This window comes from Grimontia sp. NTOU-MAR1 (genome assembly GCF_035758505.1).
GTDB lineage: Bacteria > Pseudomonadota > Gammaproteobacteria > Enterobacterales > Vibrionaceae > Enterovibrio > Enterovibrio marinus.
The window spans coordinates 1,909,962-1,925,758 of the sequence record NZ_CP142108.1 but is presented as its reverse complement, the minus strand read 5'-3'; the positions used below and the strand labels follow the sequence as shown (position 1 = coordinate 1,925,758).

8 protein-coding genes, 1 tRNA gene and 1 rRNA gene are annotated in these 15,797 nt (G+C 47.6%); 4 read left to right on the top strand and 6 right to left on the bottom strand.

Annotation, left to right across the window (positions count from 1 at the left end; all coding sequences use genetic code 11):
* Positions 1–18: 18 nt before the first annotated feature.
* The 5 genes from VP504_RS08700 to pepA all read right to left on the bottom strand — a co-directional run bounded on the left by VP504_RS08700 (position 19) and on the right by pepA (position 10,116).
* Positions 19–2,289, bottom strand: coding sequence for a bifunctional diguanylate cyclase/phosphodiesterase (locus VP504_RS08700; RefSeq protein WP_325893910.1), 2,271 nt, complete (start codon positions 2,287–2,289; stop codon positions 19–21).
* A complete protein-coding gene (locus tag VP504_RS08695; RefSeq protein WP_325893908.1) occupies positions 2,286–4,316 on the bottom strand; it encodes a sensor histidine kinase in 2,031 nt (676 codons plus the stop codon). The genes VP504_RS08700 and VP504_RS08695 overlap by 4 nt, the downstream gene beginning before the upstream one ends.
* Before the next feature lie 804 nt (positions 4,317–5,120).
* Complete coding sequence (locus VP504_RS08690; RefSeq protein WP_325893907.1) at positions 5,121–7,988, bottom strand: valine--tRNA ligase; 2,868 nt, start codon at positions 7,986–7,988, stop codon at positions 5,121–5,123.
* 20 nt (positions 7,989–8,008) lie between these two features.
* Positions 8,009–8,464, bottom strand: a complete 456-nt coding sequence (locus tag VP504_RS08685) for a DNA polymerase III subunit chi (RefSeq protein ID WP_442788904.1) — start codon at positions 8,462–8,464, stop codon at positions 8,009–8,011.
* 143 nt (positions 8,465–8,607) lie between these two features.
* A complete protein-coding gene (gene pepA / locus VP504_RS08680; protein ID WP_062712061.1) occupies positions 8,608–10,116 on the bottom strand; it encodes a leucyl aminopeptidase in 1,509 nt (502 codons plus the stop codon).
* Between the two features lie 193 nt (positions 10,117–10,309).
* On the opposite strand from pepA, the gene lptF reads away from it, so the two are divergent.
* Both lptF and lptG read left to right on the top strand, forming a co-directional pair.
* The gene (gene lptF, locus VP504_RS08675; RefSeq protein ID WP_325893905.1) at positions 10,310–11,410 is read left to right on the top strand and encodes an LPS export ABC transporter permease LptF; all 1,101 of its coding nucleotides are present in this window, start codon (positions 10,310–10,312) and stop codon (positions 11,408–11,410) included.
* Positions 11,410–12,483, top strand: coding sequence for an LPS export ABC transporter permease LptG (lptG, locus tag VP504_RS08670; protein WP_325893904.1), 1,074 nt, complete (start codon positions 11,410–11,412; stop codon positions 12,481–12,483). Before lptF ends, lptG begins: the two co-directional genes overlap by 1 nt.
* Positions 12,484–12,558: 75 nt before the next feature.
* Here the strand turns inward: lptG and VP504_RS08665 are convergent, their stop codons facing one another.
* Positions 12,559–13,044 carry an RDD family protein gene (locus VP504_RS08665; protein ID WP_325893903.1) on the bottom strand — a complete coding sequence of 162 codons (486 nt, stop codon included), beginning with the start codon at positions 13,042–13,044 and terminating at the stop codon, positions 12,559–12,561.
* Between the two features lie 182 nt (positions 13,045–13,226).
* On the opposite strand from VP504_RS08665, the gene VP504_RS08660 reads away from it, so the two are divergent.
* Both VP504_RS08660 and VP504_RS08655 read left to right on the top strand, forming a co-directional pair.
* A tRNA-Leu gene (locus VP504_RS08660) sits at positions 13,227–13,312 on the top strand.
* Positions 13,313–13,934: 622 nt separating this feature from the next.
* Positions 13,935–15,485, top strand: a 16S ribosomal RNA gene (locus VP504_RS08655).
* Positions 15,486–15,797: the final 312 nt, after the last annotated feature.

The window sequence follows — 15,797 nt, the reverse complement described above, 5'->3', positions numbered from 1 at the left end:
CCAAGGTTGAGATGCATTTTAGGCGACAGCCTGTTCTTTCAACGCAAGCGTGAAATCATCCAAGGTAAGTGGTTTATAGAACAGGTAACCTTGTGTCATTTCTAGCCCAGCAGCGACAGCGGAAACAAGTTGTTCTTCGGTTTCTATTCCTTCTATAAGCACCCGCTTGTTCATGCCTTTGAGCATATTTACCATTCCTCCCAGCAAGCGCTCAGAGCGGTCACATTTACTTAGTCCCCAAGTGAAGATTCGGTCGATCTTTATAACGGAGACTGGCAAGTTGAGGAGGTAACCAAAGGAGGAATACCCCGTACCAAAATCATCAAGGTGTAGTGACCACCCTTGTTCATGCAACTTGGCAATATTTGCTTTGCAGCTTTTCCCCTGAACGAAGCAGCCCTCGGTGATTTCCAAAGATATCCGGCGCTTATCGATACCATACTGTTGCAAGATGCCATCTAGAATTGGCAATAACTCGCGGCGATTGAGTGACAGGGGGGAGATGTTAATGGCAATTTCCGGCAATTCAGGATGGTTTGCCAGCACTTTACAGGCAGAACGAAACACAAAGGTGTCGAGCTCGAAACTGAGCCCTGCAGCTTCTGCTATCGGAACGAACACTCCCGGAGAGACTTCACCAAGCTCTGTGTGGTTCCAGCGCAATAAAGCCTCGGCACCAATAATGCAGTTGTTGGTTAGGTTCACTTTTGGCTGAAATACAAGATAAAGCAGCTCTTCAGATAGATCGTGGCGCAGCTTATTGATGAGGTTCAGTCGCTCATTGCAGGCTATTTCCATATCTTCGTGGAAGGTTAGTGCACAACCACGACGTTTTGACTTTGCCTGCTTAAGTGCTATTTCCGCGCGTTTGAGAGCGACTTCTGTGTTGTTTAGGGTGCCGGTTTCCTCCAAATTGAAAATGCCGGACGTAACGCCAAGGTAGAAGGGACCACCATCGTCCATTTCAAAAACGGTATCTTGGAGTGTTTGAAGCACATTGAGAAGCGAGGCTTCGTCAAGCTCTGTAGCGACAGCAAATGCGTCACTGTGAAGCCTGCTGACCACACTGCTCGTTGGTAGGCTTTGCTTTAAAGCATCACCGAACACTTTGAGAACCTTATTGCCATAATCAAAGCCCAGTGATTCATTGATTTGGTGAAAGTCATCAATATCAATCATGGCAAGTGTAAGGCGACCTGCACGTTTCAGCAGAGAAGGGACTTGCGAGTCGACAAAACCCATGCGGCTGTGAAGGCCTGTGATTTCATCGATAAAGGCTGCATCAAATAGTTGGTTGACAAACTTGGTATTTTCCAGACCGAGAGCGACATTCTGGATAAACACGGACAGAAGCTCTGGATCAAGCTCCTCCAATAAATCGGTTTTGCCAGTGAAAATGTAGATCACAGCTTTCCACTGGCTGGGCGTGTCCATATAAAGTGCAATGTTTCCGCCATTGATCACATTTCGACCCTCTTGAAACGCCTGCTTGATAGCTGCGTGGGACGTTTCATCCAATTCTATCGTATCGAGGTTTTTCCCGAATGCCTGCTGGTACTTTAGGCTGGTAGCAACAACGATATGTTCGTCTTCATGCTGTTCACTAGTGGCATGAAAGTAAATCTTTTCCAGTTGTTGAGGTGGATTGAGAGGGCGGCTGGAAACGCAAAAAATACCTTCTGAGTGAATGTCGAACAGTGCATTGATTTGATCTAGTATGCCTTCGCTGAAGCTGGCGAGTGAACGCTCCTGGAATTGGTTCGCGGCAGAGTCAACGATCTTTCTTAATCCATCACGACTTTTCTGTATTGAATACAGGCTCTGATAAGAGCGGATAGACGAGCAAAGGGTACTGAACAGCTTAGCTCTTGTCAGCTCGTTTTTGGTCTTGTAGTCGTTGATTTCGAAATTCTCAATCACTGATTCTTCAGGGGCATAGCCGGGTTGACCAGTACGAAGTACGATTTGCGTTGTATGGTTTCCTAATTCCTTTCGGATATAGCTGGCGAGTTGCAGCCCTGAATCTTCCTCTTCCATCACGACATCAAGCAATATCACGGCGGTATCTATGTTGTCTGCAAGAAGCTGTTGTCCTTCCTTGCCAGAGTATGCGTGAATAAAACTCAATGGGTAGCCCATGATTTTGACATTTTTAAGTGCCAGTGTAGTTGCATGGTGCATAGAGGCTTCATCATCAATAATGGCGACTTTCCAACTTCGACTTGGAGTAACTGGATGTTGGGAAGGCGTTGATGGGCCATCGATAATATTGATTTTAAAGTCGCTCATAGTTCATCTTCCGTCTGTTGAATGGATGCCGGAATAGAAATATCGAAGACGGCACCGTTGTCGTTATATACCTGAATGTCCCCTTGCAGCATGTTGACCACAATGCTGTAGACAACATGCATGCCCATCCCTGAACCACCTTCGCCCAGGCGGGTAGTGTAGAAAGGTTCAAAGATACGTTTGATCCCTTCTTCAGATAAGCCTTTCCCTGAATCCCGGTAGAGCAAACGTATTTGGTCGCCTTCCCGAGTTAATGTGAGGGATATCTCTCCCTGTATATCCTTTTTAAAATTATCAAAACCGTGAATAATGGAGTTGTTGAAAAGGTTGGTAAATACCTGCCCAATAGGGCCGGGGTAGCTGTTCATCATTAGTTCTTCATCGTTGTACAACGAGAATTTGACGGGTCGATTTTTGATTTGGTGATGAAGGGTGCAATATATCTCTTGCAACAATGTACCCAGTTCAAAGTCACGTAGTTGCTCACTGGTTTGGTCGTTAGCAACCTGTTTAAAGCTGTTAATGAGTCCAGAAGCTCTTTCTAGAGAGACATTAAGTACGTTGAGAGTCTCGGTACTGTGTGACTCAAAATTATCGAAGTCTTCTCTAGTGATCTCGCCGGTTTTGAGTTTCTTCATAAAGCTGGAATATTCGTCTTCCAAAGTCGTCGCCATAGTCACAGAGATCCCTAGCGGCGTGTTAATTTCATGGGAAACGCCGGCCACCAGACTACCTAGGGAAGAGAGTTTTTCGGTCTCGATGAGTTTGTCTTGTGCCGATTTCAGGTTCTCTAGCATCTCAGTCAGGCTCTCTTTTTCTTGCTTTAACGCTTCCTTCTGGTTGGCGTTTTCTTTCTGGAGTTGGTCGAGTTGAGATAAGCCAATCTGGAAGTTTTTGAGACTTTGGGTAATTCGCCCTAGTTCATTGTCTTCAATGTTCTCGAAAGCAATGTTGCGATACCCCTTACGCAACGCTTGAATCGTTGTGTTGATTTTCTCCAGCGGCCTAAATAAGGAGCGCTGGAAGAAAACAACGATCAGTGCTAGCAATACGGATGCAAAAACGACCACCAATACAAGTGCATACATGGACTTGTTAGCCACCCCACGTAGCCCTTGTGACTCTTCAATCAATAGAATATCCGATTGGTCAGCAATCTTTTTGAGCTGTGTTTTCATATCCAGAAACACGCCTCTCTCTAGCTCATTTACTGACTTCAATGCACGTTGACGGGCAGTATTGTCATGGTATTTGAATATTCTGCTTGCAACGCCAAAAAACCTAGTAAAGTGCCATTCAATAGGCTTGATCTGCTCCAGAATTTTGGAGCTGTCTGTCGAATTAGAAATCGACTTTAAGGAGTACTTAAACTCTTCAGCATCAGCGATAAAACGCTTTTCAGCCAAAGGGTAGCCGAGAAGGAAAATATCTAAATCAGTCTTCATGTCCTGTATTTTTTCGAGCAATATCTTTATATCGTATCGATGCAATTCGTATCGATGAGATGAGGAGAAATCGTTACGGAACGTATAAAGCTCGCTTTGAGTGTCGATAGAGCTTTGAAGCTTATTTAGAAGCACTTCAAGTGGTAAGGTGCTTGAAGTGATAAGAGTACGGATACGTTGCACTGAACTCGGATCGAACTCGCCGAAAACACGTTGTTGCGCCAATAACAAAAACTCTTGATGCAGCGTCCTCAACTTGTCGATATCCTCGCTGGTCGTCTCAACATTTTTAGACAGACTTAATTCTTTTTTGTACTCAACGAATTTTCCCAGATGCTCCAGAAAGGTTGTGTTAGCTTCCTTTTCTTGGTCTTCCACATACCTGACTAAACTGAACATCATTTCGCTGAGCTCATACTCCATATGGGCAGTATTGACAGTATTTTGTAGCGCTTTATCAAGCAGTGCATCCGTGCTGCTTCGGGTGCTGATCGCGACCCAAACAGTCAAAGACGACACGGTTAGCAAGAGAAGCGCTAGTGTTATCAGACTTAGGTACAGCCTGGAGGCAATTGAATTCATTTCTACGTTTCATTAGTTGCAGGATGATGTTCGGAAAAGCGTAGTAACGGATTTAGAGAACAATGTTGATATGAACGACAATTGCGGCGCATGTCACCTTAATGAGTCAAATTAAATGTATATTTAACACTAGTTTTTAATCGATACGAATAAAGTGTGGCTCTTACGGCGTCATGGTTGTTTAAGATAAAGGTATGTGAAGCTGAAGGGCTATAGAACAGGAGTGACGTTTTTGTCTTTGAAACAGGAATCAGAGTTTCAGCTTAGCCACCAATCAGTCTTTATTTTGATACTTTTTAAATTGTTATGACAAAGTATCGGTATGTATATTAGAGCGTTTTGGAGTTAACATTCTAAAAGTATGTGTAAAAGTGGACTATTGAGTTAAAAGCAATAAATATTTGTTTTTGAACAACAATGGAGCTTGTCAGTCCTTCCTACGATGAACAGAGAACTGATTTTCATGAAAATGAGAAATGGTTGCTGCTTATAGGTGTAGTGATGCCGTTTACTATGGGCTGTTGACCTTTGGTGGTGATTTTTGCAGCAGTTTGTGGAGATTTTATGCAAGGCAGAAGCTTCGATATGTAGCTGGCCTACATGAGAAGCCGATAACGCAGGAGAAAGTCCCCACAAACGCTGCCCGAAGGGTTCTGCCCTAACCGTTTTATGCTTTGTTGAGGTGTATTTGCTTAGAATAACTAGGCGGCGCACACCTCGCCGCGCATAAAACGCTTAGGGCTAGAACGAAATTTAACAAGCAAAAGTCAACAGCCCTAGTACTGCAATCGTAATGAGTTTGGCTTATAGCGCCGCGATAGTCGCTTTCTGCTCTTCCAACTTAGTCAGGGTTTCAGCGTAGCCGTCCAGTTTCGCACGCTCAGCAGCAACGACCGCTTCAGGGGCTTTTGCCACGAAGCCTTGATTATTCAACTTGCCTTCAACACGTTTGATTTCACCCTGGGTCTTGGCAATTTCTTTGTCTAGACGCGCCAGTTCAGCGTCTTTGTCAATCAGACCTGCCATTGGGATCATGAGGGTAGATTTACCAACCAGTGCGGTTGCACATGCCGGTGTTTCTTCGCCTGCTTCCAGAATGCGGATGCCTTCCAGCTTCGCCAGTGACACTAGAACCTGCTTGCTTGCTTCTACACGAGCAGCATCTTTCTCGTCAGCGGCTTTCAACATTACATTCAAAGGTTTGCTTGGTGCGATGTCATATTCAGCGCGCAGGTTACGGATGGCAGTGATGAAACCTTTCACCCACTCGATATCAGCCAGTGCTGCTTCATCGAACTGTGCTTCTTCATATTGTGGCAGTGCCTGCAGCATGATGGTGTCACCTTCAACACCGTCTACCAACGGCTTCACGCTCTGCCAGATAGATTCAGTGATGTAAGGAACAACCGGATGCGCTAGGCGCAATGTCTTCTCAAGCACGGTGATCAGCGTGTGACGGGTCGCGCGCTGTTGTGCTTCAGAACCTTTCCACAGAACGGGCTTGGTCAGCTCCAGGTACCAGTCACAGAATTGGTTCCAGATGAATTCGTACAGGGTGTTCGATGCCATATCCAGACGGAAGTTTTCGATATGTCCGTTGAACTCTTTTGCTGCTAGTTGGAATTGAGATTCGATCCACTTGTCAGCCAGTGAGAATTCCATCTCACCGCCCTGATCTTGTGACATGCCGCAATCCTGATCTTCAGTGTTCATCAGCACGTAACGGCTTGCGTTCCAGAGCTTGTTACAGAAGTTACGGTAACCCTCAAGACGCTTCATGTCCCAGTTGATGTCACGGCCAGTTGAAGCCATGGCAGCTAGGGTGAATCGCAGTGCGTCGGTACCGTAGGCTTCGATACCATTTTCAAACGTCTTACGGGTGTTCTTCTCAATCTTCGCCGCCAGTTGTGGCTGCATCATGTTACCGGTACGTTTTTCTACCAGTGACTCGAGATCGATACCGTCGATCATGTCAATCGGGTCAAGTACGTTACCTTTAGACTTCGACATCTTGTCGCCGTTTTCGTCACGGATCAGACCCGTTACGTAAACCGTCTTGAATGGCACTTGTGGCTTGCCATCTTCATCTTTCATGAAGTGCATGGTCATCATGATCATGCGCGCAACCCAGAAGAAGATGATGTCGAAACCGGTTACCAGTACATCAGTCGGGTGGAAGGTTTTCAGTTCTGGCGTTTCTTGTGGCCAGCCCAGTGTACCGAATGTCCACAATGCAGATGAGAACCAGGTATCCAGAACGTCATCGTCCTGACGCAGTACAACAACGGGTGCAAGACCATTCTTCTCACGTACTTCTTCTTCTGTACGACCTACGTAAACATTGCCGTCGTTGTCGTACCACGCAGGAATGCGGTGCCCCCACCAAAGCTGACGAGAGATACACCAGTCTTGAATGTCACGCATCCAAGAGAAGTACATGTTCTCGTATTGCTTAGGCACGAACTGGATGTCGCCGTTTTCAACCGCTTCAACCGCTGGTTGTGCCAGCGTCGCAGTGCGAACGTACCATTGGTCAGTCAGCATTGGTTCGATAACCACGCCACCACGGTCGCCGTAAGGAACAGTCAGGTCGTGATCTTTGATTTCGTCCAGCAGGCCCAGTTCTTCGAACTCAGCAACGATCGCTTTACGTGCAGCGAAACGCTCCATGCCACGGTATTTCTCCGGCAGGTCAGTGCTGTATAGATCGCTCGCTTCGCCGTTGGTGTTGAACACTTCGGCTGCGTCACGGATGTCTGCGTTGAACGTCAGGATGTTGATCATTGGCAACTGGTGACGCTTACCAACTTCGTAGTCATTGAAGTCATGCGCAGGGGTGATCTTCACACAACCTGTGCCTTTCTCCATGTCTGCGTGTTCGTCGCCCACGATTGGAATGCGGCGCTCAACGATTGGCAGAATGATTTCTTTACCGATCAGATCTTTGTAACGTGGATCTTCAGGGTTTACCGCAACACCGGTATCGCCCAGCATGGTTTCTGGACGGGTAGTTGCTACCACGATGTAGTCTTTACCGTCTGCGGTTTTAACGCCGTCAGCCAATGGGTAACGGAAGTGCCACATGTGGCCTTTCACGTCTTTATTTTCTACTTCCAGATCGGAAATAGCCGTGTGCAGTTTCGGGTCCCAGTTAACCAGACGCTTGCCGCGGTAGATCAGGTCATCTTCATACAGACGTACAAACACTTCCTGAACAGCAGCGTAAAAGCCATCATCCATGGTAAAGCGCTCACGATCCCAGTCTACAGACGCGCCCAGACGGCGCAGCTGCTTGGTGATTGTGCCACCGGATTCGCCTTTCCACTCCCAGATCTTGTCGATGAAAGCGTCACGGCCGTAGTCGTGCTTGGTTTTGCTTTCTTCTGCCGCGATCTTGCGCTCAACAACCATTTGGGTCGCGATACCTGCGTGGTCAGTACCGACCTGCCACAGGGTGTTTTTGCCTTTCATGCGCTCGCAGCGGATCAGGGTATCCATGATGGTGTCCTGAAACGCATGGCCCATGTGCAGGCTGCCCGTGACGTTGGGTGGTGGGATCATGATGCTGTAAGCAGCTTTTGATGTGTCACCGTGAGGCTTGAAGTAGCCAGCCTCTTCCCAGCGCTGGTACAGCGCCTTTTCAATTGATGTTGGGTTGTATGTCTTTTCCATAGCGCTCTTGATGGACTGATTTAATAGGACATTTCTTCAATGGCGAGGGTACGCATTTGACGCCCCGCCATTCGGTAAATTTTGTAGCGTTCCCGAGCCTGTTGCTTGAGAGCTTCTTTGCAAGGCACGAAGTCTACCACTTGTGCAAAGGAAGGCGCAAAAGTTGCTGCTTCTTGCGCCAGATTTATTAGCACTTGGCGGTGGCCAGCATGGCGTACACCCGGCCAACCAATTTCAACCTGTGCTCCTCCACGTGGACCTTCGCCAACCAGGTTATGGGGCACAAAGTGTTCCGTGGTTTGTTGGAAGAGCAATTCATCAATTGCTTCGGCTTGTTTTTTATCTTCAGCCATGATGAATGCTTTTATACCTTGCTGACAAAAAAGGGCAGAGAGCTGACTAACCTTGTCCAACATTTGTTGTGTTGGTTGGTCTTGCGATTCATCCAGTAAGTAGAAGGTCGCCATGCCTATCATCGATTTCCCTCATTAGCACATTAGCTTAGTTAGCAGCGTTGGTACCTTTGTGTTCGGCTCAGTGTGCGGTGAGTTGCTCACTCACGCAACAAAAAGCGGCAACAAAAAAGGAGGCCTTGGCCTCCTTTTCTCTTTATGCAGTTTTACTCTGCGACTTCAAGGCCAGAACGGTTCAGAAGGAACTGGACCAACAATGGGACAGGACGACCTGTTGCGCCTTTATTTTGTCCGCCTTTGAATGACGTACCGGCAACATCAAGGTGTGCCCAATTGTACTTTTTCGCAAAGCGCGACAGGAAACAACCTGCAGTAATGGTACCGCCACCTGGACCACCGATATTCGCCATGTCAGCAAACGGGCTCTTCAGTTGGTCTTGGTACTCTTCCGTCATTGGTAGACGCCAAGCGCGATCACCTGCTTGCTCAGATGCGTTCACAATTTCGTGTGCCAATGGGTTGTGGTTCGAAATCAAACCACTGATGTGATGGCTCAGTGCCACAATACATGCGCCAGTCAGAGTTGCCACGTCAATCACACACTCTGGCTCGTAACGCTCAACATAAGTGAGGGCGTCACAAAGTACCAAGCGGCCTTCTGCGTCTGTGTTCAGCACTTCAACAGTTTGGCCTGACATGGTGGTCACGATGTCGCCTGGACGGTAAGCATTGCCATCAGGCATATTTTCACAACCCGCCAGTACCCCAACCACGTTGATTGGCAAATCCAGCTTCGCAAGAGATTTCATTGCACCGAATACAGACGCTGCGCCACACATGTCGTATTTCATTTCGTCCATGTTGGCAGGCGGCTTCAGTGAAATACCGCCAGCATCGAACGTCAGACCTTTACCAACCAGGATGATTGGCTTGGCATCTGGGTCTGGGTGACCTTTGTACTCCATGATTGACATCATGGACTCGTTTTTCGAGCCCTGACCAACTGCCAGGTAAGAAGTCATGCCAAGCTCTTTCATTTCTTGTTCACCAATGATCTTGGTGCTGACTTTTTCAAAGTCATCCGCCAGACGGCGTGCTTGCGAAGCAAGGTATGCTGGGTTTGCAACGTTTGGTGGCATGTTGCCAAGGTCTTTACATGCGTTCACACCGGAAGCAACCGCCAGGCCGTGTGCAATCGCACGTTCACCCAAATTCAGTTCACGACGTGTTGGTACGTTGAATACCAGTTTCCGCAGCGGACGGCGGGTTTCTGGCTTCACGCTCTTGAACTGGTTGAAGGTGTAGAGGCTGTCTTTGGTGCTCTCAACCGCTTGGCGTACTTTCCAGTATGTATCGCGGCCTTTCACGTGCAATTCAGTCAGGAAGCAAACCGCTTCCATAGAGCCCGTTTCATTCAGCGTGTTGATAGTGTTTTTGATGATTTCTTTGTATTGGCGCTCACCGAGTTCACGCTCTTTACCACAACCTACCAAAAGCACACGCTCAGACAGCACATTAGGAACGTGATGCAATAGCAGCATCTGGCCAGGCTTACCTTCGAGGTCACCACGGCGCAGTAGGCTACTGATGTAACCATCACTGATTTTATCGAGTTGTTCTGCCACTGGTGACAGGCGACGTGGTTCAAATACACCAACAACGATACATGCACTGCGCTGCTTCTCGGGACTCCCGCTTTTTACACTGAACTCCATGCGTACTCCTACATCCTAAAGACAAGTGAGGCTAAATGTTGGATAATGCCCGCTTTATCGGAACTCGATATCGTGTTCGACGTAAATTTCATTAAGCAGGCTAACACTTGGCCGAAAGATTAAAAAATAACTAATTTACCGAAAAACTATAGCGATTCGAGTAAAAAAACAAGTTTTCTAAAGGTAAAACGCCGTGATTATTGTTCGGTATTTGATCCGAGAAACAGTGAAAACGCAACTTGCGGTACTGTTTGTGCTATTTCTGGTCTTTTTTAGCCAGAAATTTATCCGAGTGTTGGCTAACGCTACAGATGGCTCAATTCCGGGCGGCGATGTGTTAACTCTTGTTGGGTTGTACATGCCATCTATGGGTATGTTAATGCTGCCGCTCAGCCTCTATATAGGTATTTTGATTACTTTCGGGCGTTTATACGCAGAAAGTGAAATTACCGTAATGAACGCAACGGGTATCGGAAACAAATTTCTGATCCGGGCAGCACTTTATTTGGCTGTAATTACTGGTACCGTTGCGGCCTTTAATGCTTTGTGGCTAACGCCATGGGCAAATGATAAAGAAATCAAAGTGATGGAAAGTCTAGAGGCCGATACGGGTCTTGAGCTTTTGGTGCAGGGACAAATCCAAACCACGCCAGATGGGCAGGCTGTCGTTTTTGTCAACGAAATCACGGGAGATGGCAAAGATCTCCATAAAGTATTTATTGCACAACCTGTACCTCGCGGTACCTTGCGCCCCAACGTTGTTGTAGCAGAGAAAGGCTATATCTCTGAACTACCTGATGGACGTCAGGTTCTCGATCTAAATGGCGGTATGCGCTACGAAGGTGTGCCAACCCTGCTCGATTACACAGTGACAGATTATGAGAACTATCAGGTGCTCATTGGTCAACGCGAAGTGCGTCAGAAACACAGGGATTGGGATGCCGTTCCTACCCATTCTCTGCTCAACGAACCTTCAGCACGAGCTCAAGCTGAACTGCAGTGGCGTATCTCTCTGGTGCTGTGCATCCCGCTGATGACCATGATTGTTGTACCGCTTTCGGCGGTGAACCCGCGTCAGGGACGTTTCGCAAAGCTCTTCCCAGCGGTATTAATTTATCTGGGTTACTTCCTTTCTATCAGTGCGGCGAAATCTGCGGTAGAGGAGAGCAAGTTGCCACCTGAGATTGGTCTTTGGAGTGTAAACATATTGGCGTTGCTGGTGGCGTTAATGCTGATCAGTTGGGATAGTCTGCCAATGCGTAAACTGAAATACCGATTGAGGAGAGCGGCCTAATGTTTAAGATCCTCGACCTTTATATAGGCCGCACTATTATTGCCACAACAACCTTGTGTCTTGCGACACTGGTTGGCCTGTCCGCCATTATCAAGTTTGTTGAACAATTGCGTTCTGTGGGTGATGGTACCTTCACCATGATAACGGCTATTCAGTATGTGCTGCTGAGCATGCCTCGCGACATTGAAATGTTTTTTCCGATGGCTGTACTTTTGGGTGCCTTGATTGGACTGGGCACATTGGCTTCAAGTTCTGAGCTTGTGGTGATGCAAGCGGCGGGATTTTCAAAGTTGGATATCGGTCTCTCTGTATTGAAAACTGCAATGCCTCTGATGTTGGTGGTGCTGGCTCTGGGACAGTGGGGTGCGCCCGATGCTCAGAAGGCTGCGCGTGAACTTCGCGCCTTCGCCAAATCTGGCGGTAACGTGATGTCGGTGAGAACTGGAGTGTGGGCCAAAGACGGTGCAGACTTCATTTATATTGCACGTACTGATCAGAAAGAGTCACTGACGGGTGTGAATATCTGGAAGTTTGATGATCTCCAGACCCTTAAGGCACAAGTTTTCGCAGAGAAAGCGAAATACCTGGATAAAGACAACTGGATGCTGGAGATGGTGACGGTAACGCACTTCGATGGTCCAGTGAAGATCAGTGAAACCAAAGAAGCGGAGCTAGCGTGGAAAACCACACTGACGCCGGAGAAACTCGCGATTGTGACGGTGAAACCCGAAGAGCTGTCTCTTAGTGGCGTATTCAGTTACGTGGATTACCTGAAAGCATCAGAGCAAGATGCTTCCCGCTATGAGCTGGCTTTATGGCGTAAAGCACTTCAGCCATTATCGATTGGTGTCATGATGTTGTTGGCACTGAGCTTTGTCTTCGGGCCACTGCGCTCGGTGACCATGGGAGCAAGGGTGTTATCCGGTGTGATCTTTGGTTTCGCCTTCTATATATCTAATGAAGTCTTTGGCCCTATGACACTGGTCTACAAGCTGCCGCCATTTGTTGGTGCGGTGGCACCGAGTTTGGTTTTTATCGGCGTGACACTTTATCTGCTTAATCGAAAACTTTAACAAAAGACGATATCAGACTGAAAAACAAAAGAGGGGACCTGTTGGCTCCCTCTTTATTAGTAGCATTCGGTCGACCTATTTAATCGTATTGACCTTAATCACCTGACTGTTCGAGAAGTGATCCTGAAACGCGCGATTGTTTCGGTCAAACAGAGCCAGCAGGTTACCAATACCCAAACAAGACGTCGCCATTCGGATAAGCGCTTGTGTAAAGGTAATGTTCCCACCAAACTCGCTGACGACTTTAAGCTTCCATGCTTTCATCCCCACTGTCTGTCCTGCTCGGGTCCAGAAGTAACCATAAAAGCCAGCTGCAATAGTAAACACATAGATAGTAAAGAAAGGACTGATTGCAGGATTGCGTGTCAGGTAATCGCTGACATCTTCATAGCCATCAATGGAAAGCCCCAGCTGCACGGCGATAGCCACGGCACCGACGACTAATGCGATTGCTAACATCTCCACGGCGATGAGGACAAGAAAGTCATAAAGCCAGGCGCCGAAACGTCGGAAAAAGCTAGCACCCTTGGGTACGCTGTACTGTGTCGATGATTGAGCCATTGTTCTGTCCTAGAAATGAGTACTGTGTGTAGTTTACCAGCCTCATCGACAGTGTTGAATGCGTAAAAATAGGGCAGATAGCGCGTGTTTATATCACTGTGGTGAAAAAAGAACCGATCGAGAAGGTTTTGTGAATTATAGGCTTGCTTCAACCCATTGCTTGCGTATAATTGCTCGCACTTGCCCGGGTGGCGAAATTGGTAGACGCAGCGGATTCAAAATCCGCCGGTGAATAACTGTGCCGGTTCAAGTCCGGCCCCGGGCACCAACTTCCGGAAGAGCCCCAGTCGAAAGACTGGGGCTTTTTTCGTTTTATGTTTTTCTATTGCGACTCTAAAAATTCCTCATTATTCCGTTTCTTTACCCTAACTCCCATTTAGTGATGCTTTGTTCCTCAGCACTTTCGTTCTAATTATCAGTGATAAGGAAGAGACCTGTGATTGTTTGGCTCATCTGCGACTTCTTAAACAGAATCTCGACGGTTTATCGGGGTGGAGGCATGCTTCATTTCATTTTTCTTTACGCCTTTTGGGTGAAAGTTGCTGGATAAATGATCATTTTCGCTGTTTTTGCTGGCTTTGTGACCATTTAACTCGATTTTTTAAAATTATTTGGTTTTGGCTATTGCCAATGAAAGTAAACTCTCTATAATGCGCCCCATCGACACGGCAAGCGGCTCGCAGAGCAAGCTACCAAGTCAACGTTCTTTAACAATTTGACCTATGCAATCTGTGTGGGCACTCGTAGTTGATAGACAAAAGATTTATCGATGTTTACTGAGTGACCAAACGAAAACTCTTCGGAGTTATCGGCACAGTCAATTCGTTTTGCTTCTGCTTTTTAAAAAGCGGAGACAAAACAACAACAGTATTTCATCGAGCCAAAAACTTTAATTGAAGAGTTTGATCATGGCTCAGATTGAACGCTGGCGGCAGGCCTAACACATGCAAGTCGAGCGGCAGCGACAATAAAGATTCTTCGGATGATTTATTGGGCGGCGAGCGGCGGACGGGTGAGTAATGGCTGGGAACCTGCCTGGTAGAGGGGGATAACCACTGGAAACGGTGGCTAATACCGCATGATGTCTTTGGACCAAAGAGGGGGACCTTATGGCCTCTCGCTACCGGATGGGCCCAGTTGGGATTAGCTAGTTGGTGGGGTAAAGGCTCACCAAGGCGACGATCCCTAGCTGGTTTGAGAGGATGATCAGCCACACTGGAACTGAGACACGGTCCAGACTCCTACGGGAGGCAGCAGTGGGGAATATTGCACAATGGGCGCAAGCCTGATGCAGCCATGCCGCGTGTGTGAAGAAGGCCTTCGGGTTGTAAAGCACTTTCAGCCGTGAGGAAGGCATTGTACCTAATACGTGCAGTGTTTGACGTTAGCGGCAGAAGAAGCACCGGCTAACTCCGTGCCAGCAGCCGCGGTAATACGGAGGGTGCGAGCGTTAATCGGAATTACTGGGCGTAAAGCGCATGCAGGCGGTCTGTTAAGCAAGATGTGAAAGCCCCGGGCTTAACCTGGGAAAGTCATTTTGAACTGGCAGGCTAGAGTCTTGTAGAGGGGGGTAGAATTTCAGGTGTAGCGGTGAAATGCGTAGAGATCTGAAGGAATACCGGTGGCGAAGGCGGCCCCCTGGACAAAGACTGACGCTCAGATGCGAAAGCGTGGGGAGCAAACAGGATTAGATACCCTGGTAGTCCACGCCGTAAACGATGTCTACTTGGAGGCTGTAGTCTAGAACTGTGGCTTTCGGAGCTAACGCGTTAAGTAGACCGCCTGGGGAGTACGGTCGCAAGATTAAAACTCAAATGAATTGACGGGGGCCCGCACAAGCGGTGGAGCATGTGGTTTAATTCGATGCAACGCGAAGAACCTTACCTACTCTTGACATCCACAGAAGCCGGAAGAGATTCTGGTGTGCCTTCGGGAACTGTGAGACAGGTGCTGCATGGCTGTCGTCAGCTCGTGTTGTGAAATGTTGGGTTAAGTCCCGCAACGAGCGCAACCCTTATCCTTGTTTGCCAGCGGGTTGTCGGGAACTCCAGGGAGACTGCCGGTGATAAACCGGAGGAAGGTGGGGACGACGTCAAGTCATCATGGCCCTTACGAGTAGGGCTACACACGTGCTACAATGGCATATACAGAGGGCAGCGAGACAGCGATGTGAAGCGAATCCCAGAAAGTATGTCGTAGTCCGGATTGGAGTCTGCAACTCGACTCCATGAAGTCGGAATCGCTAGTAATCGTGGATCAGAATGCCACGGTGAATACGTTCCCGGGCCTTGTACACACCGCCCGTCACACCATGGGAGTGGGCTGCACCAGAAGTAGATAGCTTAACCTTCGGGAGGGCGTTTACCACGGTGTGGTTCATGACTGGGGTGAAGTCGTAACAAGGTAGCCCTAGGGGAACCTGGGGCTGGATCACCTCCTTAACGATACTATTAATGCTAGTGTCCACACAGATTGCTATGGTCGAAATGATAAAGAAGGTAAAAAGCCCTAATGAATGACGCTGTCATTGATTAGCGCTTTTTGCGCTGTTCTCGAAAGAGAAATGCTCTTTAAAAATCTGGAAAGCTGACTAAACAAACTGATTCAGTTTGTTTGTAAAAGTTCTCAAATGTTGATTCTTCGGAATTAACACCAAACACATTCAAATGTTCTTGGTTTCATCCTTCTCCTAGGAAGTGATGAACAATATTTGAGTCCGGCGAAATCGTTCATCGCTTTATGTTTCCGCTTTT

Excerpts from the sequence above, each read along its gene's own strand:
- lptG (WP_325893904.1), top strand. The coding sequence starts at position 11,410 with ATGTTTAAGATCCTCGACCTTTATATAGGCCGCACTATTATTGCCACA.
- VP504_RS08700 (WP_325893910.1), bottom strand. The coding sequence starts at position 2,289 with ATGAGCGACTTTAAAATCAATATTATCGATGGCCCATCAACGCCTTCC.
- VP504_RS08685 (WP_442788904.1), bottom strand. The coding sequence starts at position 8,464 with ATGATAGGCATGGCGACCTTCTACTTACTGGATGAATCGCAAGACCAA.
- VP504_RS08695 (WP_325893908.1), bottom strand. The coding sequence starts at position 4,316 with ATGAATTCAATTGCCTCCAGGCTGTACCTAAGTCTGATAACACTAGCG.
- VP504_RS08665 (WP_325893903.1), bottom strand. The coding sequence starts at position 13,044 with ATGGCTCAATCATCGACACAGTACAGCGTACCCAAGGGTGCTAGCTTT.
- pepA (WP_062712061.1), bottom strand. The coding sequence starts at position 10,116 with ATGGAGTTCAGTGTAAAAAGCGGGAGTCCCGAGAAGCAGCGCAGTGCA.
- VP504_RS08690 (WP_325893907.1), bottom strand. The coding sequence starts at position 7,988 with ATGGAAAAGACATACAACCCAACATCAATTGAAAAGGCGCTGTACCAG.